24 protein-coding genes are annotated in these 21,771 nt (G+C 44.3%); 9 read left to right on the top strand and 15 right to left on the bottom strand.

The genetic code is table 11. From position 1 onward, the window contains the following. Positions 1 to 16: 16 nt before the first annotated feature. The 3 genes from phoB to A3762_RS20825 all read right to left on the bottom strand — a co-directional run bounded on the left by phoB (position 17) and on the right by A3762_RS20825 (position 2,241). On the bottom strand, positions 17 to 712 hold the full coding sequence (gene phoB / locus A3762_RS20835) for a phosphate regulon transcriptional regulator PhoB (RefSeq protein ID WP_068482232.1): 696 nt from the start codon (positions 710 to 712) through the stop codon (positions 17 to 19). 110 nt (positions 713 to 822) lie between these two features. Next, positions 823 to 1,728: a 4-hydroxybenzoate octaprenyltransferase gene (gene ubiA / locus A3762_RS20830; protein WP_082868859.1), complete on the bottom strand. Its 906-nt coding sequence runs from the start codon at positions 1,726 to 1,728 to the stop codon at positions 823 to 825. 3 nt (positions 1,729 to 1,731) lie between these two features. Then, positions 1,732 to 2,241, bottom strand: a complete 510-nt coding sequence (locus tag A3762_RS20825; RefSeq protein WP_197469460.1) for a chorismate lyase — start codon at positions 2,239 to 2,241, stop codon at positions 1,732 to 1,734. Positions 2,242 to 2,424: 183 nt separating this feature from the next. Here A3762_RS20825 and A3762_RS20820 point away from each other — a divergent pair, with 183 nt between their 5' ends. The 5 genes from A3762_RS20820 (at position 2,425) to A3762_RS20800 (ending at position 7,098) form a co-directional block, all read left to right on the top strand. Continuing rightward, complete coding sequence (locus A3762_RS20820) at positions 2,425 to 2,589, top strand: rubredoxin (RefSeq protein WP_068473805.1); 165 nt, start codon at positions 2,425 to 2,427, stop codon at positions 2,587 to 2,589. Continuing rightward, positions 2,589 to 3,737, top strand: a complete 1,149-nt coding sequence (locus A3762_RS20815; RefSeq protein WP_068757436.1) for an NAD(P)/FAD-dependent oxidoreductase — start codon at positions 2,589 to 2,591, stop codon at positions 3,735 to 3,737. The genes A3762_RS20820 and A3762_RS20815 overlap by 1 nt, the downstream gene beginning before the upstream one ends. 19 nt (positions 3,738 to 3,756) lie before the next feature. Continuing rightward, the gene (locus A3762_RS20810; RefSeq protein ID WP_068482238.1) at positions 3,757 to 4,626 is read left to right on the top strand and encodes an acyl-CoA thioesterase II; all 870 of its coding nucleotides are present in this window, start codon (positions 3,757 to 3,759) and stop codon (positions 4,624 to 4,626) included. 67 nt (positions 4,627 to 4,693) lie between these two features. After that, complete coding sequence (locus A3762_RS20805; protein WP_068482241.1) at positions 4,694 to 4,960, top strand: hypothetical protein; 267 nt, start codon at positions 4,694 to 4,696, stop codon at positions 4,958 to 4,960. A 68-nt stretch (positions 4,961 to 5,028) separates the two neighbouring features. After that, positions 5,029 to 7,098: a GNAT family N-acetyltransferase gene (locus A3762_RS20800; RefSeq protein ID WP_197469459.1), complete on the top strand. Its 2,070-nt coding sequence runs from the start codon at positions 5,029 to 5,031 to the stop codon at positions 7,096 to 7,098. On the opposite strand, the gene erpA is transcribed toward A3762_RS20800, so the two are convergent. From erpA to argC, 4 genes are all read right to left on the bottom strand, one after another. Beyond that, on the bottom strand, positions 7,091 to 7,444 hold the full coding sequence (erpA, locus tag A3762_RS20795; protein WP_068482247.1) for an iron-sulfur cluster insertion protein ErpA: 354 nt from the start codon (positions 7,442 to 7,444) through the stop codon (positions 7,091 to 7,093). The genes A3762_RS20800 and erpA overlap by 8 nt on opposite strands. Positions 7,445 to 7,507: 63 nt before the next feature. After that, the gene (locus A3762_RS20790; protein WP_068482250.1) at positions 7,508 to 7,969 is read right to left on the bottom strand and encodes a polymer-forming cytoskeletal protein; all 462 of its coding nucleotides are present in this window, start codon (positions 7,967 to 7,969) and stop codon (positions 7,508 to 7,510) included. 12 nt (positions 7,970 to 7,981) lie between these two features. Continuing rightward, complete coding sequence (locus A3762_RS20785; RefSeq protein WP_068757433.1) at positions 7,982 to 8,752, bottom strand: DUF6776 family protein; 771 nt, start codon at positions 8,750 to 8,752, stop codon at positions 7,982 to 7,984. Positions 8,753 to 8,759: 7 nt separating this feature from the next. Next, positions 8,760 to 9,806: an N-acetyl-gamma-glutamyl-phosphate reductase gene (gene argC / locus A3762_RS20780; protein ID WP_068757432.1), complete on the bottom strand. Its 1,047-nt coding sequence runs from the start codon at positions 9,804 to 9,806 to the stop codon at positions 8,760 to 8,762. A gap of 93 nt (positions 9,807 to 9,899) precedes the next feature. Here argC and A3762_RS20775 point away from each other — a divergent pair, with 93 nt between their 5' ends. From A3762_RS20775 to hemL, 4 genes are read left to right on the top strand one after another with little or no spacing between them, the layout of a single operon-like run. Continuing rightward, on the top strand, positions 9,900 to 11,696 hold the full coding sequence (locus A3762_RS20775) for a chloride channel protein (protein ID WP_197469458.1): 1,797 nt from the start codon (positions 9,900 to 9,902) through the stop codon (positions 11,694 to 11,696). A 2-nt stretch (positions 11,697 to 11,698) separates the two neighbouring features. Then, positions 11,699 to 12,124 (top strand): protoporphyrinogen oxidase HemJ, encoded by a 426-nt coding sequence (hemJ, locus tag A3762_RS20770; RefSeq protein ID WP_068757431.1) that lies wholly within the window; start codon positions 11,699 to 11,701, stop codon positions 12,122 to 12,124. Then, positions 12,121 to 12,741, top strand: coding sequence for a thiamine phosphate synthase (gene thiE / locus A3762_RS20765; protein ID WP_068501687.1), 621 nt, complete (start codon positions 12,121 to 12,123; stop codon positions 12,739 to 12,741). Before hemJ ends, thiE begins: the two co-directional genes overlap by 4 nt. A gap of 16 nt (positions 12,742 to 12,757) precedes the next feature. Further along, entirely contained in the window at positions 12,758 to 14,038 is a 1,281-nt protein-coding gene (gene hemL, locus A3762_RS20760; RefSeq protein WP_068757429.1) for a glutamate-1-semialdehyde 2,1-aminomutase, read from the top strand. Between the two features lie 577 nt (positions 14,039 to 14,615). On the opposite strand, the gene hemW is transcribed toward hemL, so the two are convergent. The 8 genes from hemW to A3762_RS20720 form a co-directional block, all read right to left on the bottom strand. Continuing rightward, positions 14,616 to 15,755: a radical SAM family heme chaperone HemW gene (gene hemW, locus A3762_RS20755; protein ID WP_197469457.1), complete on the bottom strand. Its 1,140-nt coding sequence runs from the start codon at positions 15,753 to 15,755 to the stop codon at positions 14,616 to 14,618. A 2-nt stretch (positions 15,756 to 15,757) separates the two neighbouring features. Beyond that, a complete protein-coding gene (gene rdgB, locus A3762_RS20750) occupies positions 15,758 to 16,372 on the bottom strand; it encodes an RdgB/HAM1 family non-canonical purine NTP pyrophosphatase (RefSeq protein WP_068757426.1) in 615 nt (204 codons plus the stop codon). A 10-nt stretch (positions 16,373 to 16,382) separates the two neighbouring features. Beyond that, positions 16,383 to 16,850 carry a DUF4426 domain-containing protein gene (locus A3762_RS20745; protein ID WP_068757424.1) on the bottom strand — a complete coding sequence of 156 codons (468 nt, stop codon included), beginning with the start codon at positions 16,848 to 16,850 and terminating at the stop codon, positions 16,383 to 16,385. After that, positions 16,850 to 17,446 (bottom strand): methionine biosynthesis protein MetW, encoded by a 597-nt coding sequence (gene metW / locus A3762_RS20740; protein WP_068474427.1) that lies wholly within the window; start codon positions 17,444 to 17,446, stop codon positions 16,850 to 16,852. Before metW ends, A3762_RS20745 begins: the two co-directional genes overlap by 1 nt. Beyond that, positions 17,443 to 18,579 (bottom strand): homoserine O-acetyltransferase, encoded by a 1,137-nt coding sequence (locus A3762_RS20735; protein ID WP_369820711.1) that lies wholly within the window; start codon positions 18,577 to 18,579, stop codon positions 17,443 to 17,445. The genes metW and A3762_RS20735 overlap by 4 nt, the downstream gene beginning before the upstream one ends. A gap of 95 nt (positions 18,580 to 18,674) precedes the next feature. After that, on the bottom strand, positions 18,675 to 20,609 hold the full coding sequence (locus A3762_RS20730; protein WP_068757421.1) for a dynamin family protein: 1,935 nt from the start codon (positions 20,607 to 20,609) through the stop codon (positions 18,675 to 18,677). Positions 20,610 to 20,721: 112 nt separating this feature from the next. Then, on the bottom strand, positions 20,722 to 21,294 hold the full coding sequence (locus A3762_RS20725) for a YggT family protein (RefSeq protein WP_068757420.1): 573 nt from the start codon (positions 21,292 to 21,294) through the stop codon (positions 20,722 to 20,724). A gap of 80 nt (positions 21,295 to 21,374) precedes the next feature. Further along, positions 21,375 to 21,737 (bottom strand): response regulator transcription factor, encoded by a 363-nt coding sequence (locus A3762_RS20720; RefSeq protein ID WP_068757419.1) that lies wholly within the window; start codon positions 21,735 to 21,737, stop codon positions 21,375 to 21,377. Between the last annotated feature and the right edge of the window lie 34 nt (positions 21,738 to 21,771).

The raw sequence follows: 21,771 nt of genomic DNA, 5'->3' as shown, positions 1-21,771 counted from the left end.
AGGCTATATTAGCCAATTAATGCGCCGTTTTGGTAGAAAAACGATAACCGGTACCTCGAACAGTTTGAACTAAGGCTTCATGGCGTTTGCCGATCGCTTTGCGCAAACGACGAATGTGTACATCAACAGTGCGTTCTTCCACATAAACATTACCACCCCAAACGAGGTCCAATAGCTGCGCTCGCGTGTAGACGCGATCTTGGTGTGTCATGAAAAACTGCAGAAGTTTATATTCTGTTGGCCCCATCGAAAGCGTTTCACCTTCTGAGCTAACACGGTGACAGACTGGATCGAGCTCTAAGCCATCAATATTAATCGCAGACTCTAACCCTTGTGGATTAGCTCGACGCAGCACCGCTTTTAACCTAGCCACTAACTCACGTGGAGAAAAAGGCTTAGTAATGTAATCATCCGCTCCGACTTCCAAGCCTTGAATCTTATTGTCTTCTTCGACTTTCGCAGTGATCATAATGATTGGAATTTCAGAAGTGCTTTCGTCACGCTTCAAACGTCGGGCAAACTCTACACCGCTCGTTTCCGGCAACATCCAGTCTAATAAGATCATATCGGGGCGATCGTCTAGCACAATGCTGTGAGCGTCACGGGCATTACTCGCTTCAAAACAGGTATACCCTGCCATCTCTAAAGCTACTGCGATCATTTCGCGGATGGATGACTCGTCATCCACAATAAGGATTTTCTTATCTGCCATGTCTTACACTCTCATTATGCTCAATCACATCTGAGCAAATACCTACTCGTCGCGGTATTAGAAAGGAGGTTTGTTACAAGTATATGACAGGAAAAGCGCTTAAACGTTCATCAAGTCGCATAATCGAGTGCGATACCAACAAAAATGGCAAAACCCACCCAGTTATTGTTCAAAAATGCACGTAAACAATCGTCTTTATAACGTAAACGTATCAAATGTTGTTGGTATACCAACAGCACTGACGCGACGACAATGGACAAGAAATAGAAGCTTCCGAGATTTAACTGCTCGCCCAGCAAGCACATCGCAAGCACAAACAACACTTGAAGGCTCGCGATAATCGATCGGTCTGCATTACCGAACAGAATCGCTGTGGATTTCACTCCAATTTTCAGATCATCCTCACGATCCATCATCGCGTAAATTGTGTCGTAAGCGACAGTCCATAACAGCGTTGCTGTAAAAATTATCCAAGCAAGAGCCGGCACCTTTTCGATGACTGCTGCAAATGCCATAGGAATGGACCACGCAAACGCAGCACCAAGAAAGACTTGCGGCAAGAAGGTGTAACGCTTCATGAAAGGATAAATACACGCGAGGGCCAATGCACCAAAGGACCAAACAATCGCACTAGTGTTTAAACAAAGAACCAATAGCAAGGCTGAAAAACATAAGACGACGAAAAATATGATGGCATCTTTTAAACTCAACTCACCAGCAGCTAGAGGCCTAGCTTTAGTGCGCTCAACGTGGCCATCAATATTGCGATCTGCAATATCATTAATCACACAGCCTGCAGCGCGCATTGCGATCGCTCCAGAAACAAATACAAACAAATGAAGCGCTGAAGGCAAACCATCACTCGCAATCCATAAAGCCCACATAGCAGGCCATAACACTAAGAATGTACCAATGGGCTTATCAAACCGCGCCAAGCGCCATAATGCTGCCGGTTTACCTTCGAGTAGACCAGCTTGGGTCAGAACTTCTTTAAATTTATATCTTAGATTCAACATAGCTTAAGAGTGATGAATAACTGAGGTATGAAACTTTTCTGCCACTAGTAAGGGCTTGTTGTGTAAGCGAAACACAGAGCGCCGAGCGTAAGTTGGCTGATTACCCCCAGATGTTCTTGTTAGCTGAATAGCTTCGCGCTTCATTGACCGCGAGGCAAATAAAAATGCTCCCAAAGGTTTTGAGCCCAGGCACTTTAACTGCCGCTCTTTACCAACCAGTGAATGCAATGGAATAACACTTCTAGCACTAACCCAAACCTTGTCGTGGCAAAGTAAATCAACCTCGCGAATCAAAGCGTAGCGCCCTATCGACAGATTCAAAGCTCTTCTCTCACTCATTGTTGGTTTCGCGTATTGCTGCGCCTTTACACGGACTTTAAAACTTCCGTTTGATGCTTGCTGCAATCGCTTTGTTAACGATCCAGCATCGAGTACCCACGATTGCCAAACCCGAGGAATAAAAGAAGAAGGTACACGCCGGTAGGAATGCCAATGAAAATGTTCGGTTTGCAATTTACACCTTGCTGATAGCAGAAGAAATGAGCACATTTTTATGGGCACTCACTAGGTCAGCGCAAAGTATAACGAAGGCCGCTTATATAAACCACGGATCTGATCAGCCATTGAGAGACTCGGAGATATCCGATACATTAGCCGACCATTGAATTCCTTCCAACAGAAACAAAGAGGAACACCATGAAAAAATGGCTTTGTGTAGTATGCGGCCTTATTTACGATGAAGCTGAAGGTTGGCCTGACGACAACATCCCACCAGGTACAAAATGGGAAGATGTGCCAGACGATTGGGAATGTCCTGATTGCGGTGTCGGCAAAGAAGACTTCGAAATGGTAGAAGCTTAATGAGCCAAGCGATCATCATTATTGGTTCTGGAATGGCGGGCTATGCAGTAGCCCGCGAATTTCGAAAACTTAATTCTGAAACTCCTCTGTTAATGATTACCCAAGACGATGGCAGCGCATATTCTAAACCGATGCTGTCAACGGGATTCACCAAAAATAAAGACGCAGAAGCATTAGTAATGTCTAATGCTGTGCAAATGTCAGAACAGTTAAATATGTCAATACGCACACAAACAAGTGTGCAAAGTATCGACACTGAAAAACAAACAATCCTCGTTGATAATGAGACGATCGAATACAGCAAGCTCGTATTAGCGACGGGCGCAAGTCCATTCAAACTGAAGTTTGTTAAACCTGAGAGTGACCGCATTTTCTCGATCAATGACCTTGATGATTACCGCGCATTCCGCACAGCTAGCCAAGGCAAAAAGCATGTCGCAATTGTCGGAACAGGTTTGATCGGTTGTGAATACGCGAACGATCTTTTGAATGGCGAATACGAAGTGTCATTGATCGGCTTAAGCCAACATGTTTTAGATACCATGCTGCCGCCAGAAGCATCAGAATGTATTACAAAAAGCTTGAGTGATGCCGGCGCGAACTTCTACTTTGAGCGAAGCGTTGTTGATATCCAAGAAACTGTTGATGGCGTAATAGTGGAGCTCGACAACGGTGAAAAAATCTCAGCCGATATAGCGATTAGTGCGATTGGTTTAGCACCAAATACTAAGCTGGCTTCTGAGAGCGGCATCGAGACTAATAAAGGCATTACGTGCGATCGTAGTTTGGAAACGTCCGCTAAGAACGTCTACACACTGGGCGATTGTGCAGAAGTCGATGGCATGGTTATGCTCTATGTTTTGCCGATGATGGCATGTGCTCGAGCGCTTGCCAGCACACTCAATGACGAACCGAAGCTCGTGAGTTATGGTGTAATGCCGGTGGCAGTTAAAACACCTGCCTGCCCTGTCGTTGTTCTTCCTGCATCAAATGAAAATGGCACTTGGGATATCGAATCAGACGGGTTCAATACCACAGCGTTGTTTAAGTCGGATCAAGGCGAGCTTCTTGGCTTCGCATTAACCGGCGATGCGACGAAACAAAAGCAGGTTTTAGCAAAGCAAGTTCAAGCTATCCACCCAGAATAATAGTAAGAAGTACATATCTATGAGCGACGTTCTTCAACAGTTGATTGATGTCTTAAAACTGGAACAAATCGACGATTCTCATTTTCAAGGCGCAAGCGAAGATCTAGGTTTTCCTAATGTCTTTGGCGGCCAAGTTTGCGGCCAAGCGATGATGGCAGCCTATCAATCTGTTGAAGATCGCATCGCACATTCTATGCATGGATACTTTCTGCGCGCAGGAGATCCAAACTTACCTATTCAATACGAAGTGCAATCTCTCCGGGATGGTGGCAGTTTTTCTGCTCGTCGCGTAATTGCGCGTCAACATGACAAAGAGATCTTTACCCTTAATGCATCATTTCAAGTTCCTGAAATTGGCTTTGAGCATCAGATTGATATGCCTGCCAGCACAGAACCTGATGTCTTACTTTCTGAACTAGATATGCGCAGGCGCTTTAAACATCTGATCCCAGAAAAGCTTAGAGATCAGTTTACACGCGACCGCCCTATTGAGATTCGCCCCGTTAATCCGGTGAACTATTCAAATCCTGATGTACGTGCACCCTATAAACAAAATTGGTTTCGAGCGGTAGGTGAGCTACCAGATGATCTATACCTGCATCAATGTATTCTGACTTACGCATCGGACTTCGGTTTGCTAGGCACAAGCATGCTTCCTCACGGCGTGAGCTTTGCGCAAAAGGGCATGCAAGTTGCCAGTATTGATCACGCGCTTTGGTTCCATCGTCCATTCCGTGTTGATGATTGGCTTCTCTATGATATGGACAGTCCTAGCGCTTCAAACGGCAGAGGATTCAATCGTGGCAACATTTTCAATCAAAAAGGTGAACTTGTTGCATCAGTTTGCCAAGAAGCACTGATTCGGAAAAAACCACAAAAGCCAGCTTAATCGCTTGCGCTATGGCGAGTTCAGGGCCATGATAAAAGGTAGTATTTAATATCAAAGGAGTATGGCCATGAGCAGTGCTGAAGAAAGCCGTCAAGCCAAGGTAATCAGTGAACTACGAACCTTTATCCGCAAGGTTCTCTCTGATCCGACAATCGCCACAAAATGCATGGAAATCGCGCGTCAACACAAAGGCCAACCAGACTCAGCAAAATTAATCGCTGAAGAAATCAGCGCAAATACCATTGTGCGCATTCCAGAAGAACATAGTGATGCGGATAAAATCTTCCTCGACATTATTAATGAAGTCTTAGACGACGAAGCGGCACTCTACTAACTCAGAAGATGACGCATTTAAAACGGAGCAACACGCTCCGTTTTTTATATCTGTCAGTTTTATCAGCGATGCATCAGATACAAGAACATATCCATCAACTTCAGCAGCAACATTTTCGAGCCTGCATAGCGATAAAAGGCACTGCTGATTGGGTGAAGGAGAGCTATCAAGTCCTAGCTAAAAAACTCCCAGACGGGCAAAGCGCTATTTTGTTGGGGCATGATGCATCTTTACTCCGTAGCGAGCATGATCGATGCATTGCACCCAAGCATTATCGCGAAATACTCGGACAACAAAGCCAAATACTCATTTGGGACTTACGCAAAGAGATTCATCCTGACGCGATCGCAGCAAGTAGTGGTGTTCTCGAAGGCGGCGGACTGCTCTTCTTATTAATCGACGATACGGATAACCAGCTTCAAGCATCCCACTCTCGATTTTTAAATACACTGATAGAAAGCGAAGCAATGCTTGTTATAGATAGTGACAACTTTGATGAAGCACTAGCTCAGTTTTATCCCTTCCAAGTTCAATCATCAAACAAACAAGGTATTACACTCAACGAGGAACAGCAGGCCTGCTTGGCAAAAATTGAAAGAGTCGTAAAAGGACATCGCAATCGTCCTCTGATTCTACGAGCCGACCGCGGACGGGGTAAATCGACGACACTAGGTATCGCAGCAGCGCAATTACTCAATAACGCTAAGCTCGAGAACATCATACTCGTTGCTGATCATCCAAATTCCGTTGCGACTTTAATTCAGCATTTTGAACAAAACATCGATCACGCATCTTTGCGCGATAAACTGCGCGTTATACCGAGCGATGTTCTGTTAGAAACTCTCCCCGAAACGCACTTACTCATTATCGATGAAGCAGCCAGCTTTCCGCTCCCTACCCTTCATAGCTTGATTGAGCACTATGCGAGAATCGTTATGGCGAGTACATTGCACGGATATGAAGGCAGTGGTCGCGGCTTTGATTTAAAACTTAATACAATATTTAAGGCAGAACATAAACAAGCTAGCTTTTACTCGCTAGATCAGCCTATACGCTGGGCAAGCGGCGACCCACTAGAACGAGTCATCAATGAGAGCTTCGTTTTACAGGCACACTTAACAGAAGTCGATACAACAAAGCCTCAAGCACGCCATTTTGAGTGGATCAATAAAAAAGAATTACTTGAAGACCAAAGCCTTCTTGAACAAGTCTTTGCTCTCTTAGTTCTCGCTCATTATCAAAGCCGCCCTTCTGATTTAAGCCAGCTCATTGACAACGAAGACATACGTATCGGTGTGATGTTCGAGGGAGAACATATCGTTGGTGTTTTAGCGAGCGTTGAAGAAGATTTATCGGCACAAGACGCGCAGTTAAAACAAGACATCATCAACGGCAAACGCAGATTAAAAGGACATCTTAGCCTACAGGCATTTGCGAGTTTCTACTCTCAGGCAGAATGGTTAGACCTCAAGTGCCAACGTATTTTACGTATTGTTGTGCACCCCGCTCGCCAATCAAGTCAAATAGGATCAGAGCTGATACAAGAGCTCCTTGCATCCGCCAAGGTTCAGAATTTAGATGCATGCAGCGTGAGCTATGGTCTCGAAGCTAAGCTCTTTAACTTTTGGGCACGAGCCGATTTTGAAAGTACACGATTAAGCTATCAAGCTGATGCTTCTAGTGGGCTGCCGTCCATGATGATGCTTAACCCAATATCTTCAAAAGCAAAAACACTCTTATCATCAAGCAAACAGCGCTTTATCGATCACTTTGTTATCGGCTTACCAATCTATTTTCAGAAATTGAGCCCTGCGCTTGTTAATACGATTCTATTGGATGTAGGCAGATCATTAAATGTTGGAGAGGCTCTCAGCGAGCAACAAATTGCACGTCTCAACAAATTTTCCGCAGGACAAACAAGCCTTTGGGATAGCTGGCCAGATATTCGCGCGCTTACACTTTATTGTGCAACGAAACGCGTTATCAATACCGAGCAAGCAAACGTTTTAATCGCAGTTATGCTACAAAACTATGCGATGGAAATATTTAAAGTTGATGGGAAAAAACTGAGTAAGAAAGAATGGCTGGCATATTTGCGAGAAGCGAGCAAAACGCTTCTCGCAGAATTGACTATATAGTGAAGCTAGACCCGCACCCACAGGTCGTTGTGGCATTCGGGTTACTGACGACAAACTGAGAACCTTTCAGACCTTCGCTGTAATCTACCGTCGAGCCCACTAAATATTGATACGACATCGCATCAACCACTAAGTTAACGCCCATGTTTTCAATCACAGTATCGTCGTCTGCTTGCGCTTCATCAAACGTGAAACCGTACTGAAAGCCCGAACATCCACCACCTGTTACATAAACACGTAGTTTCAATTCTGGATTTTCTTCTTCCTCGATTAAATTTCTTACCTTAGTAGCCGCGGCATCGGTGAAGACTAATGGAGAAGGGATATGTGACTCAACAACGCTCATTGGGACTCCGGAGTACTCAAACTTCGCGCAATTATCCGCTTATCCGACAAAAACAGTCAAGTATTACTCGCCCTGCGATGCAACTGCCTTCAATGCTACTGCATCTGAGGCATTTTCTTTATCCCCAACTACTTGGTCTTCTGGTGAAGGTTGCTTCTGATGAACAAGGTTTCCGTTTACTTCGGCTCCCATCGCCATCTCGATTAAGTTGTAATAGACATTACCCTTAACCGACGCATTTTCAGCTAGTTCGACATGCTTTGATGCATATACATCACCATAAACCGTACCGTTAATGATGATATGTGGTGCAATAACATCACCATCTATTTCACCAATATCACTAATACGAACAACTGCTTCTTGATCATCGGTAGAGCGAATCGTACCTTTGATTAAGCCATCAATATGTAGGCCCCCAGAAAACTGAATATCACCTTCCATGCTCGTTTTACTGCTGATTAGCGTTTCAAACGGAACATTATGAGATTTAGCGATATCTTTGCGTTTGTTTTTTCCCCACATATAAACCTCTACCTATTCTTCTAAGACCGCAACGCTTGGTGCTGCGGTTAACGCAGGTATCAGCTCTTGCCAAGCGACATTGCGTTCTACACGCGATGCACTTTTCTCTTTGCTCTGAGCAACCACTTGAATATTTTCGGGCTCAAAATTTTCGGGCAAGATCAGCTCACCTGCAAATTCTTGGAAATATCTAAAACGGAATTTCATTCCTAACTCTTCAACCTCAGACACATCTCGAAGAGGAAGAATGACACTCTCTGAATCACGCTGACCAATCAAGTTTACAGCAACAACACCCTGTAAATAGCGTTTGTTGTTTGCTAACTGCGCCAACACGATTTTATAAGCATAGTGCCTGTTTTCACTTAATGCAGACAATTCAAGGGCTTGAATTTGTAAGCCTTTGTTATTGTCAGATGGCGCCATAATGTTCTGATAAAAGCTTACATCTTTCTGCAATCCAGCAACCTGCTCGCGCAAACCACGAATGGTGCTTTGAATCTCTTGCTTTGCATGCAAGTTAATGGCTTCACTTTGTTCAAGATTCGCGATTTTTTGCTTTAAGCCCTGATTCTCATCGACCGATAAACGATATTGCTCGGACAATGCATTCAGACTTTCTACGGCTACCTGGTGTCGTTGTTTCATTTCAAAAACGCCGACGTAATAAGCCGCACTCGCACAAACGAGCACCAAGCAAATTAGCTGAATAATCAGCTTACGTTTTCGTCCTGGCTCATGACGAACCAACACCATTTTTTCATGCGGATTATGTTTAGCCATAATATCCTTAAGGGCTCAAAGGAACTTGTTGCAAACCACATGTCTCTTCGAAACCGAACATGATATTCATGTTCTGAACAGCTTGCCCCGATGCGCCTTTAACTAAATTGTCGATCACCGAACTGATAATCAACATGTTACTGCCTTCTTGTTGATGAATTGCAAGACGACAAATATTCGAACCTTTTACGCTGCGAGTTTCTGGCAAAGATCCTGATGGCATTACATCAACGAAGGCTTCGCCTTGGTAACGCTCTTCAAATAAAGCTTGAACCTGATCCAAAGACATTTCTTCGCCTTTTTCATTCAGAGGCGCATACAACGTTGCCTCGATACCTCGGATCATTGGAACTAAGTGTGGCACAAACGTAAGGCTGACTGGTTTGCCTGCAGCCCACGATAAACCCTGCTCGATTTCTGGACGGTGACGATGACCGCTAATGCCATAAGCTTTAAAACTATCTGCACATTCTGACAAAAGCGTGCCGACACTAGCCTTTCTTCCCGCGCCACTCACGCCTGACTTTGCGTCTGCGATCAACTGATCAACATTCACTAATCCATTCTCAATTAAAGGAATCAAACCCAATTGAATCGCCGTCGGATAACAACCGGGACACGCTAGTAAACGAGTATCGGCGATCTTGTCACGATTTACTTCAGGTAAACCATAAACCGCTTCATCGATCAATTCAGGGCTGTTATGAGCTTGTTGATACCATTTTTCCCATAAAGCCTGATCCTTAATACGAAAATCAGCAGAAAGATCGATAACACGCGCGCCACTTGCTAGCACATCCGACATCATGGCCTGCGCAACGCCATGGGGTGTCGCGAAAAAGATCACATCGCAACCTTTGAGGTTTTCTGCGCTCGGCTCACAAAAATCAATATTTAAAAAGCCACGTAAATTAGGAAACATTTCCACAACAGGTCGCCCTGCATCACTACGCGAACACACAGCATGTACCTCAACATGCGGATGCCCGACTAAAATTCGCAGTAACTCGGAACCGGTATATCCCGTTGCGCCAACAATCCCAGCTTTTATCACGCTTAACTCCTACTTTTTGTAGCTCTAAAAACGCGCGCATTGTATCAGGAAAACCAACACTGTTCTTTATCGATAAAGACTGAACAGGTTAGAATGAACAACGATTTTTCGCCGCTTTCTTCACTTACAGCAAAACTTATGCCTTTTAGATCAAAGCTAGACTCATACAAACATGGATTCAGAGAAAGACTCGGCGCTGCCGATGCGCTTCCTCAGCTTGCACTACTTGGCTTTTTCGTTGGGCTCGTTACCACTTTAGTTATTCTTCTGTTTCGCGGTTTTATAGAAACGGCTCTGTCACTATATCTCCCTGAAGGAGATCCTGAGAATTTTGAAGGACTATCTCAAACGCTACGTGCGACGCTACCCTTATCAGGCGCCATCATTATTGGCTTAATTTGGTACAAACTAGGCGTTGTGCATCGCAAAACTGGCGTTGCTTATGTGATGGAACGTCTCGCCTACCATCAAGGCTACATGTCATTAAAATCACTAGTTGTGCAGTTTTTTGGCGGGGTGTTGACGGTTATTAGTGGGCAGTCGTCTGGTCGAGAAGGCCCTGCTGTACATTTGGGTTCCGCCGCGGCAAGTATCATGGGGCAATATTTCAAGTTGCCGAACAACAGTATTCGTATACTGATCGCTTGTGGCACAGCGGCTGCTATATCAGCATCGTTTAATACCCCCATCGCGGGGGTTATTTTCGCGATGGAAGTCGTGTTAATGGAATACAGCCTCATCGGTTTTACACCAATTATTATTGCATCAGTGACCGCAGCTTTTGCATCACAGATGTTCTATGGCACTGAACCGGCATTTCTAGTTCCGCAGCTTGATCTCAGCTCTCCATTTGAAATTCCTTATATTATTTTTTGTGGATTATTAATCGGTGCAGTATCGGCAAGTTTCGTTCGCTTAACACTGAGCTCGATGCGCTTTTCTAAAGTCAATATCTTCTTAAGAATTCTAGCGGCTGGGTGCTTCACTGGCGCGGTTGCGTACTTCATTCCCGAAATCATGGGTATCGGCTATGACACGGTTAACGATACATTTACCGGTAATGTCACACTCGGCATTTTATGCGGAATCGCTATTGCCAAGTTAATCGTAACCGCCGTAAGTCTTGGGCTTGGAATGCCCAATGGCATGATTGGTCCAACGCTATTTATCGGGGCAACAGTAGGCGGTGCGCTTGGTATTATTGCGCAATGGATTATGCCCTTCGCATCCTCAACAGGTTTTTATGCGATGCTTGGAATGGGCGCAATGATGGGCTCAGCCCTACAAGCACCTCTTGCCGCATTAATGGCTATTCTGGAGCTCACCCAAAATCCAAATATTATTCTGCCCGGCATGTTAGCAATCGTGATCTCAAGTATGTTTGCGAGCACAGCGTTCAAGCAGAGATCAATATTTATCAGCTTGCTCGAAGCGCAAGGGCTCGATTATTCGAACAGCCCAGCCGTTCAAGCATTGCGCAGCGCAAGTGTCGTCGCAATCATGGATAGAAAGCTTTCCCGCGCACAAAAATCCATTGAACTTGAAGACGCTCAAGAACTACTTCGTCAAAAACCAAACTGGATCGCGGTTGAAAACGAATCAGGTCAAACCATGTCATTGTTGCCTGCGGCGGATCTGGTTCATTTTTTATCGTCTTACGAAGACAACGATAAGCTACCTGAGCAGATTGCCCTGTTAGAGATCCCGGCTCAACGACGTGATGTTGCTAACATTTCTTACCAAGCAACGTTAGAAGAAGCGCTGAATAGCTTTAATCAGCAAGGTCATGGAGCGTTATTAGTTGAGAGAAACAGTGGTGGTTTAAAACGCATACTTGGGGTGGTCACAAAGAACGATATCGATCACTACTATCATTTTGAAGGACATTAAAAATGCTTTGGTTCAAAGCTTTTCATATTATTTCGATGGTTTGCTGGTTCGCAGCATTATTTTACTTGCCCCGCTTATTTGTCTATCACTCCATGGCCGACGATCAAGCAGGGATTGATCGCTTCAAGATCATGGAACGAAAACTCTATAGAGGCATTGCAACGCCCTCTATGGTTGCCACATTTATCTTTGGCTTTGCACTAATTGGTTATGCACCTGAATATTATGCTTCCCAGATTTGGTTCCATATCAAAATAACGCTGGTTCTAATCTTGGCTGCATACCATGGTTATTGTGGCGTGTTACTGAAGAGCTTTGCGCGCGATGAAAACGATAGAGGCCATGTATTCTATCGCTGGTTTAATGAGTTCCCTGTTCTTATTTTATTTTCGGTTGTCATTTTAGTGGTGGTCAAACCTGGGTTATGAGTTCTGCTCTTTCTGGCTTATACGCCATTACCGATCCAAACCTTATACCTAGTGGAGAGGAATCTCTTTGCAGAGCTGTGCGCGAAGCCTTATTAGGTGGCGCGCGTATTATTCAGTATCGCAACAAAATCGCATCGGTCGACCAGCAACTAAAAGAAGCGCGATTTATAAAATCTCTGACTCAAGAATTTGACGCTCTACTATTCATCAATGACTCGATTGAACTTTGCCTTGCCGCAAATGCTGACGGCGTTCATCTAGGCCAAAATGACGACAAAATTAGCTCTGCAAAACAGCAATTAGGCTCAAAGCTTCTAGGTGTTACATGCCACAACTCAATTGAGCTTGCCGAAGTAGCAATTGGCAATGGCGCAGATTACTGCGCATTTGGAGCAATCTTCCCCTCCACAACGAAACCGCAAGCTCAACCCTGTTCACTTGCGACATTACAACAAGCAAGTAAACTTCCTGTGTCAATTTGTGCAATTGGCGGAATTACTGCTGATAACGGAAAGCAAGTTATCCGACATGGAGCAGACATGCTTGCTGTGATTTCGGGTGTATTTGGGCAACCTTCTATTCAAGCTAATGCACGCGCATTAGCATCACTATTTTGATTTTTTGGAGTAAACAATGTCTCGTTCTGAAGACCTGTTTCACGATGCTCAAAGCGTCATACCTGGCGGTGTTAACTCGCCTGTTCGTGCTTTTAAAGGCGTTGGCGGTAGCCCTCTATTTTTTGAAAAAGGTGAAGGTGCTTACCTTATCGATGCAGACGATAAACGTTACATCGATTACGTCGGTTCATGGGGGCCTATGATCTTAGGTCATGCCAACCAAGATGTGGTCGAGGCGGTACAAAAGCAATTGCAACAGGGCTTAGGATACGGAGCTCCGACTGAACTCGAGACGGTGATGGCTAAAAAGGTCTGCGAGCTAGTTCCCTCGATTGAAAAAGTGCGCATGGTCAGCTCGGGCACAGAAGCAACAATGAGTGCTATTCGCCTCGCACGTGGGTTCACCGGTCGCGACAAGATTGTTAAGTTTGAAGGATGTTATCACGGCCACTCAGATTCGCTACTTGTTAAAGCAGGTTCTGGCGCTCTTACACTAGGCGTTCCAAACTCTCCTGGCGTTCCAGCAAGCCTTGCAGAGCACACCATTACCCTGCGTTTTAACGATATAGACTCTGTCCGCCAAGCTTTTTCAGAGATTGGTAACGATGTTGCCGCGATCATCGTTGAGCCCGTTGCAGGCAACATGAATTGTATTCCGCCTGTGCCAGGCTTCCTTAAAGGGCTTCGCGACATTTGTGACGAGTACAAAAGCGTACTCATTTTCGATGAAGTGATGACCGGTTTTCGCGTTTCATTAGGTGGAGCACAAGGTCATTTTGGCGTAACCCCCGATATTACAACCTTAGGCAAAGTAATCGGTGGAGGATTACCGGTCGGCGCCTTTGGTGGACGCGCTGACATTATGGATTACATTGCACCTACCGGTCCCGTATACCAAGCAGGCACTCTTTCAGGAAACCCCTTAGCGATGGCAGCAGGGCTAACTATGCTCACCAAAATAAGCGAAGCTGGTTTCTATGAGCACTTGATAGCCCAAACCACAAAATTAGTTGAAGGTTTAAAACAAGCCGCTAAAAACACAAACACCTCAATGTGTTTCAGTCAGGCAGGTTCTATGTTCGGCTTCTTTTTCAGCAAAGAAGATAAGGTTGATTTCTACGAACAAGTAGTGGAATGCGATATGGAAAAATTCCAACGCTTTTATCATGAAATGCTCAACGAAGGCGTCTATCTTGCTCCTTCAGCATTTGAAGCTGGCTTTGTTTCTAGCGCACACTCAGATGAAGTCATCGCGGCTACAATTGCTGCTGCCGAAAAAGTAATGGCACGTTTGTAAGACTTGCTGCGCAAGGAGGCGCCTTAGTTCTTTTTCTATTTTTCAAATTTCGTCTTGATAGACGAGTTAAGGGAGTGCGCTGACACTCCCTTAACAATCCCAGTCAGCCCCTACCTCCTAGCCCTACGGGTTCATTCGTTGCTCAAGAATAAACAGCGCCTGCGGAACTCGCCTTCGGCTCAGACAGTCCTCGGCGTTCACCTGTTTATCCTTTGCGCGACTCATCTAGTCAGAAGGGGAAAGTTGGTGCAAACAATATACTTTATCGGAGCCAGCCCCTCTCATCTCGAGAGACGAAAGCGCGCTAGTGACAATCGGAAATACGCGAGGACTGTCTGAACGACCAAAGGGAGAGAGTTCCTCAGCGCCGATTGGAACAAGAGATTGAGTGAAGCGCAGGCCGCGAGAGTTGGGGCGCCTTTAGGTTACTAAGACCTTTGACGTCAAAGGTCTTAATGCGCCGTCGGCCGCCGCCGACAGGAAAAGAAGTATTAAACTCAAAGTACTATCGAATGTAGAACTACCTTCAAGTCGTCCATCAAGACGAAAACTGAAGAAGAGTAGAAATTAGAAAGCATCACAAAAACCTCTCCAGCACCGAATTCAAAAACAAAAAACCCTTATCCGTTAATTGGATACGTTGCGTATCCTCCACAAACAAACCCTCCGATCGAAGTTGATCAATGATCTTGGACAGATCTGACAATTTCAGCAGAGTGCGCCGCTCTAATAAACGACTCTCAACTCCTTGCTTTAATCGCAGTGCATTCATCATAAACTCAAAGGCTTGTGCATCACGTTCGATGACTTCTTCGCCAATTCGATATTGAATTCGATCAGCCATATACGCTTCTGGCATTCGCGACTTACGGTATCGAAGTAGACGCCCATCTCCAGCAAGCGTAATTTTTGAATGCGCACCTGCACCTAAACCAATGTAATCGCCAAACTCCCAGTAATTCAAATTATGGCGAGCCTGCTTATCTTGTTGTGCAAATGCAGACACCTCATACTGTTGATAACCTTTATCTTTCAACAGTCCCGAGCCACTTTCAATAATTTCCCAAAGGGCATCATCTTCTGGAATTACGGGAGGCCGCGAATAAAACTCAGTATTCGGTTCGATCGTTAATTGATACCAGCTCATGTGTGTCGGAGACAATTCAAAAGCTCGCTTCAAATCATCCATTGCCAGCTCTGGCGTTTGATCGGGCAAGCCATGCATTAGGTCGATATTAAAGTTACGAATACCCGCCGCTTTCAAAGCCTCAACAGCTTGGTACACATGATCAACAGTATGAATTCTTCCTAAAGCTTGGAGCTGATTATTTTGAAAGCTTTGAACACCGAGCGAGATCCGATTAATACCAGCTTCAACATAACCATTAAAATAAGCCGCATCGCTAGCACCAGGGTTAGCTTCCAGCGTAATCTCTATATCTTCAGAAAAGTTTAGATTCTCTCTCAAGGCATTTAAAAACTGCCGGTAAAAATCCCCGCTCATTAAACTTGGGGTGCCTCCACCAAAGAAAATACTTTGCACTTCTCGGTCTTGCACATAGGCCAAATCAATATGAAGATCTTTGATTAAGCTATTCAAATAGGCAGATTCTGGGATATCTGTTTTTGCATGCGAATTAAAATCACAATACGGGCACTTCTTCACACACCAAGGCAGGTGTATATAAAGACTTAATGGAGGAAGAGAATGAGGCAAGATTACGCAGTCGTGCGAAGTTCAGGCAGAGACTGCTCAAGGAGCCGAAGTGCTGCACCTCGGTGGCTCATAGACGCTTTTTGCTCTGCGCTTAACTGAGCGGCCGAACATTCTAATTCTGGCACGATAAATACGGGATCGTATCCAAATCCTTCATTACCGCTTTGCTCAGTAGCGATACGGCCATGCCATGTTCCGTGACAAACAATGGGGGTTGGATCATCTGGGTGACGCATAAAAACAAGAACACAGTGGAATTGCGCATCGCGTTTTTCGGTCGGTACTTGAGACAATTCTCTGAGCAATTTATCAATATTACTCTGATCCGTCGCACCATCGGGATTCTCATCTGCACTATAACGCGCTGAGTAGAGACCAGGAGCGCCATTTAATGCATCGACAGCGAGACCTGAATCGTCTGCAAGCGCTGGCAAGCCGCTCTCTTTAGAGGCATGACGCGCTTTGAGAATCGCATTCTCAATAAATGTCAGTCCCGTTTCGTCTGCACCTTCAATACCGAGCTCTGACTGCGCGATGATCGTAATATTTGCAGGCGCAAGCATATTGCCAAACTCTTTTAACTTACCCGCGTTACCGCTCGCTAGTACGATTTTCATTCCGCTAGCCTCAATCGTTATAAAAATTATGTGTAAAACGAAGTCGGAACGGATCTACGACACCTTGAGGATAAATGACTGCATCAAAAGTAAGGATTTCACCCTCTCGATATTGAACTTGCCCAATGTAATAAATCGACTTTCCTTCAATGATTTGTTGGAAGTTCATATGTTGGACTTGTTGAATTTCGTTTTTAGCATTGATATCGACTAACGCACCGACTGCTTCTCGACGACCATCTTCCAAAACTTTGAGGACGCTAATATTCACCATGCCCATGGCGCGACTACGCACTAAATCATATTTACGTGCTATCTCTGGATGCAAAAAGGTACTCGTAAACGCAATGTAGTGTACCTCGTACTCCGCTCCATCTGAGCCTGTGAAAATTTTCTTTTGTTCTGCCAGAGTAAAGCTCGAAAACAACAAGACTAGGCTCATAACGACAAAACGCATTAAAACTGTATGTGTCATCATTACTTCTTCTCTATCCGGTAAACCGCAAACTCAGCGAGCAAATTAGGCCATAACTTTGCGAAGCTGTTCTCTTCGAACTCTGCATTGACCTCTAAGCGATTCAATACACGAATGCCTTTTTGTCTACACAGTATTTCGAAGTCCTTAAATGTACATAAATGGATGTTCGGCGTATTGTACCAAGTATGCGGCAAACTTTTCGACATCGGCATTTTGCCATTGAGCAGTAAATACTGCCGACAGCGCCAATAACCAAAGTTAGGAAACGTCACAATTCCTTGCTTCCCAACGCGAAGCATTTCGTCTAACAACTCATCAGGACGACGAACTGCTTGCAAAGCCTGGGTCATAATCACCGTGTCGAACTGATTATCCGAAAAGCCGCTTAATCCACGCTCATCAAGATCATGCTCAACAACATTTACTCCATTGACTATACATTCGGTAATACGGTCCTCATCGATTTCTAGACCGTAACCTTTTACACCTTTCTCAGATTGGAGATGCGCAAGCAGCAAACCATCGCCACAGCCCATATCCAAAACTGTTGAGGCTTGCGAAACCCAAGGGCTAATAATTTCTAAATCGCCTCTCATAAGCCCTGCTCCTTCGCAACACGCTGCATATAGGCCGAAAACGCGGCAGTATAACGTGGCGTAGGTATTAAAAAAGCATCATGCCCGTGCGGAGCATCTATCTCACAATAACTCACGGGTTTGTTAGCTTTAATCATGGCGTCTACTAAGACTTGTGAACGTTCAGGAGAGAAACGCCAATCACTGCTAAATGAGGCTACAAAATAACTGCATTGTGATACTTCTAAGGCTTTGACTAAATCACCGTCAAAGTCTTGGGCAGGATCAAAATAATCCAAGGCGCGTGTCATGAGCAGATAAGTATTTGCATCAAATGTTTTAGAAAAACGTTTACCTTGATAATTTAAATAGGACTCGACCTCAAATTCAACACCATAGTCAAAATTGAAATTTTCTGACTTCGTGACACGTCCGAATTTTTCGCCCATTGCCTCGTCAGACAAATAAGTAATATGCCCAATCATTCTAGCGAGCATTAACCCTTTGGCCGGCACGGTATCATTCAAGTAGTAACGACCATCATGGAAACTAGGGTCTGATGTGATTGCTTTACGTGCAATCTCATTAAAAGCAATGTTTTGTGCTGTCAGTTTTGGTGTCGAGGCAATAACTACAGCGTGCTTTACGCGCTCCGGATAATCCAAGGACCAACGCAATGCCTGCATGCCACCTAAACTACCTCCAACAACGGCAGCCCAGACATCTATACCGAGTACATCAGCGAGACGCGCTTGGCTTTCCACCCAGTCTCGAACAGTGACGATAGGAAAATCTGGCCCATAACGTTCACCCGTTTCTGGGCATAGAGTGGTTGGTCCAGTGCTGCCTTTACAACCACCGAGATTATTTAAGCAAACAACGAAGAAAACGTTTGTATCAATCGGCTTTCCTGGCCCGATGCAACTGTCCCACCAACCGGGTTTTGGATCATCTTCTTGGTGATATCCTGCAGCGTGATGGTCGCCAGAAAGAGCATGGCAAATCAGTACGGCATTTGAACGAGACTCGTTCAATTCACCGTATGTTTCATAGATCAAATCATATTGCGACAAGGTCTTACCGCAATCTAATTTTAATGCTTGATCAAAGTGTTGGAGTTTGGGCTCAACTAGCCCAACAGAATCAGCTAACACGCTAAAGATAATTCCTATATCAAAGGCCTTTCTATAATCGTGCGAGTGTAAACGTGCTGCATGTGGAGCGCAACTTGACCCGTTAGATAATGACCTTATGTGTTGGAGTGCGCCTCTAACTGCTTCGCGATCGAATGCGTCAATGCAAGTTGCTGTTTAAGCATATCGATACGCTTCTGCATAGTAGAACACTCTTCCCGCTGACTTTTCTTCTCTTGCGCTAAACTCTGGAAGCTTTCCATTTGTTGTCGAAGCGCTTCTTTTTGTTCAACGGTATATTGCATCAGAGGTAGTAGAGCATCATCGGCCCAACAAGCTGCCTGTTCGGCTAACTCTTCATACACCTTACGAACATCGTGAACGAATGCATTTTTAAAGTGCTTGATGACTAATGTCTGCTCTGTCATCAAGAGCTTAGGATTTCTTCGATAACGTACAAACTTAGCTTTGATTACAGAAAGCTTCTGTCGATATTTTTTAATCGAAAAGCGAGTCGGATGAAGATGGTCTGCTTGATGATCTTGTTTAAAACGAGCGTACATTGAATCAACCATCTTTTCCGCGACACGTATTTCAACCATAAGATTGTCAAAGACACGATCCACGTCGTAAAAGAAGCGGCGCATCGCTTCGATCAATCCTTTTGTACTCCATGCATCTTGCATCGCTCTGCGAATATCGTCGGCAAGTGCATCAAACTTATCGAGATGAACAAGCTCATGGAGGATTTCTTTCTGCGACATCATCAAACGTCGACTTGAACGCAAAGCAACGAGTTTTCTATAGAACTCAGCGTGATCTTGTTGTGTTTGATCACCAATATCATTCAGAGATGACTCAGCATCTTCATTGCGTTCATGCGCTAGTAAATGTTGTTTTGCGCGAACTAACTGATGCCGTATTACTTTTTCACTGCTCTGTACTAAAGAACTGATATCAGAAATAGCTGAGCTGTAGAGTAAACGTTCACGCTCGTTAACCAACTGCTCTATCAACAAGTTTTCAAATTTTTGGAGGCCACTTTTCTGACCTAGCGCATCATCTTGTTTTACTTTTGCATGTAATGCTTTCTTTGCTGAAACTGGCAACACATGCTCTGCGGCAATACCAAGCTTTCTAGCAGTATCCTGCTTCACTGACTCAATCGCTGCAGCCGTATACGTCTCGCCCTGTAAGTCGTCCCACAAGACATCAATTTTATTCAATAAGGCATAACAGTATTTTTCTGAAGCCTCTCCGTTCGGAGAGATATATTGATTCCAAATCGCCATATCGCTCGCAGTTACACCAGCATCAGCTGAAAGCAAAAACACAACCGCTTGTGCATTTGGAATCATACTCACTGTCAACTCAGGCTCCGAACCCAACGCGTTTAATCCCGGAGTATCTAAAATACGCACACCTTGTTGTAGCAAAGGATGCTTTAGACTGAGCTGCGCATGACGCCATCGAGGAATAATAACCTTCTCGGGGTTTTCAAGATCTTGCTCTTGCATTGATTCTTCAAACCCCAAGGCAAGCGCTTCGTCTTTACTAACTGACACAACCTCAGCCACGCATTCTAATATCTTACTGGTGTCATCTTGTGATAGCTCATCTAATTTATATGATTCCCATAGCTCCGTTTTTTGCTTCATTTCTGTAATAGTGAGATTCAGACGACGGCTCTCGATAGGCAATAAACGCAAATAGGAACGCTTAACTCGGCGATCATAAAATAATTCTGTGGGGCACATTGTTGTACGCCCCGCTTTAGAAGGAAGAATTCGTTGGAAATTTTCTGTATGAAGGAGCGCGTTAATTAATTCCGTTTTACCACGGGAAAATTCACCTACAAGTGCCAAAGTTAGCTCATCCTCTTGCAGTTCCAAGCAAGTACGAGCTAGACGTTTAATAACATCTTCTGAAGCAGCACCGTTTTCTGAAAGCCACGAACAGTATGTTTGAATCTGCTCAAGTAAACCTTGTTTCCAAGCGTAAAATTGATCAACACGCTGAACAGAATGACTTAATGTTTGAGGTGAACCCATCTTGGTCACAATCGCCCTATCTATACACAATAAATTAAGTATAGATAGGATTTAGAAAGTGCTGATTGAAAGATGCTTTTTTGTGCAGTGTTTTATGTTTTTTACAAAACGACTACAGAAGTGAAAATGACATTCCGAACTGCTGACTTAAGCCATTCAAAACAATTGCCAAGATCTGCAAAACAAGAAAAGCAAAAATTGGAGATAAGTCTAACCCGCCCATAGCAGGAAGAATTTTTCGAAAAGGAGCCATCACAGGCTCGCATATCTGGTTCACCAACATGAGCGCTGGGTTCGAACTACCAGGAGCAATCCAGCTCGAAATAATCATGATAATTAGTGCAAAGAAGTAAAGTTTTAAAACCATACCTAACACTAACAACACCGATAACGCGATTAATGATCCAATATCTGGCAATCCACCTGCGACTACTAAAAATTTAATCGCAAGCATCACAGCTTGAAAAACCAAAGCGAACAATAAAGTTGCTACATCAACCCCACCAAAACCAGGAATGACTCGTCGTAGAGGAACGACAACAGGATTACTCGCTTTTACAATAAATTGAGAGATAGGGTTATAAAAATCGGCACGAGATACTTGCAGGATAAAACGTAGCAAAATCACAAATAAATAAAGATAAGTGATGGTATCGAGAATGAGAGTAAAAATTTGTTGCGTCATATTTATAAACAATCCTTTTAAAAACTGTGTCTAGGATATTCGAGCCATCCTTAAATTACAGCTTACAAGAGATTCAGCATTCAACTGCTTTGGGCTGTCATGAAATCAGTGACTTTATCTAAGGTAACAGGCTTTGCATAAAAACTGAGGCCAAGATCTTCGGCTTTGATTTGCACGCGCTCCTGAAAATTCGCAGTCAACAATGCAATGCGGACATTTGGACACAATTCCTGAAGTTTAGGCGCGACCGTCAATCCATCCTGCCCAGGCATATTTAAATCTAAGAAAATCCCTTCATATTTCTGCTGCTTGCAAAGCTCTAAGGCAACCTCTGCTGTTTCAGCTTCTGCAACACAAACATTCGCATAGTTATCCTCAATTAGGCTTTTGAGCATAACCCTCGAAATTGCACTGTCATCTATCAATAATACGTGTTTCAACATTTGCTTTACTTCACGTAGCTAATTTGGCGAATTA

The organism is Oleiphilus sp. HI0125 (assembly GCF_001635355.1).
The sequence above is the reverse complement of the archived record's forward strand: the minus strand, read 5'-3'. Positions and strand labels throughout refer to the sequence as shown.

Bases quoted from the DNA above. Each gene is read 5' to 3' on its own strand.
- metW (WP_068474427.1), bottom strand. From the start codon at position 17,446: ATGAGAGGCGATTTAGAAATTATTAGCCCTTGGGTTTCGCAAGCCTCA.
- A3762_RS20745 (WP_068757424.1), bottom strand. From the start codon at position 16,850: ATGATGACACATACAGTTTTAATGCGTTTTGTCGTTATGAGCCTAGTC.
- hemJ (WP_068757431.1), top strand. From the start codon at position 11,699: ATGCTTTGGTTCAAAGCTTTTCATATTATTTCGATGGTTTGCTGGTTC.
- A3762_RS20730 (WP_068757421.1), bottom strand. From the start codon at position 20,609: ATGGGTTCACCTCAAACATTAAGTCATTCTGTTCAGCGTGTTGATCAA.
- A3762_RS20725 (WP_068757420.1), bottom strand. From the start codon at position 21,294: ATGACGCAACAAATTTTTACTCTCATTCTCGATACCATCACTTATCTT.
- A3762_RS20775 (WP_197469458.1), top strand. From the start codon at position 9,900: ATGAACAACGATTTTTCGCCGCTTTCTTCACTTACAGCAAAACTTATG.
- A3762_RS20805 (WP_068482241.1), top strand. From the start codon at position 4,694: ATGAGCAGTGCTGAAGAAAGCCGTCAAGCCAAGGTAATCAGTGAACTA.
- A3762_RS20815 (WP_068757436.1), top strand. From the start codon at position 2,589: ATGAGCCAAGCGATCATCATTATTGGTTCTGGAATGGCGGGCTATGCA.
- A3762_RS20790 (WP_068482250.1), bottom strand. From the start codon at position 7,969: ATGTGGGGAAAAAACAAACGCAAAGATATCGCTAAATCTCATAATGTT.
- hemL (WP_068757429.1), top strand. From the start codon at position 12,758: ATGTCTCGTTCTGAAGACCTGTTTCACGATGCTCAAAGCGTCATACCT.
- A3762_RS20820 (WP_068473805.1), top strand. From the start codon at position 2,425: ATGAAAAAATGGCTTTGTGTAGTATGCGGCCTTATTTACGATGAAGCT.
- A3762_RS20785 (WP_068757433.1), bottom strand. From the start codon at position 8,752: ATGGCTAAACATAATCCGCATGAAAAAATGGTGTTGGTTCGTCATGAG.
- A3762_RS20800 (WP_197469459.1), top strand. From the start codon at position 5,029: ATGCATCAGATACAAGAACATATCCATCAACTTCAGCAGCAACATTTT.
- ubiA (WP_082868859.1), bottom strand. From the start codon at position 1,728: ATGTTGAATCTAAGATATAAATTTAAAGAAGTTCTGACCCAAGCTGGT.
- phoB (WP_068482232.1), bottom strand. From the start codon at position 712: ATGGCAGATAAGAAAATCCTTATTGTGGATGACGAGTCATCCATCCGC.
- A3762_RS20720 (WP_068757419.1), bottom strand. From the start codon at position 21,737: ATGTTGAAACACGTATTATTGATAGATGACAGTGCAATTTCGAGGGTT.
- rdgB (WP_068757426.1), bottom strand. From the start codon at position 16,372: ATGAAAATCGTACTAGCGAGCGGTAACGCGGGTAAGTTAAAAGAGTTT.
- A3762_RS20810 (WP_068482238.1), top strand. From the start codon at position 3,757: ATGAGCGACGTTCTTCAACAGTTGATTGATGTCTTAAAACTGGAACAA.
- erpA (WP_068482247.1), bottom strand. From the start codon at position 7,444: ATGAGCGTTGTTGAGTCACATATCCCTTCTCCATTAGTCTTCACCGAT.
- thiE (WP_068501687.1), top strand. From the start codon at position 12,121: ATGAGTTCTGCTCTTTCTGGCTTATACGCCATTACCGATCCAAACCTT.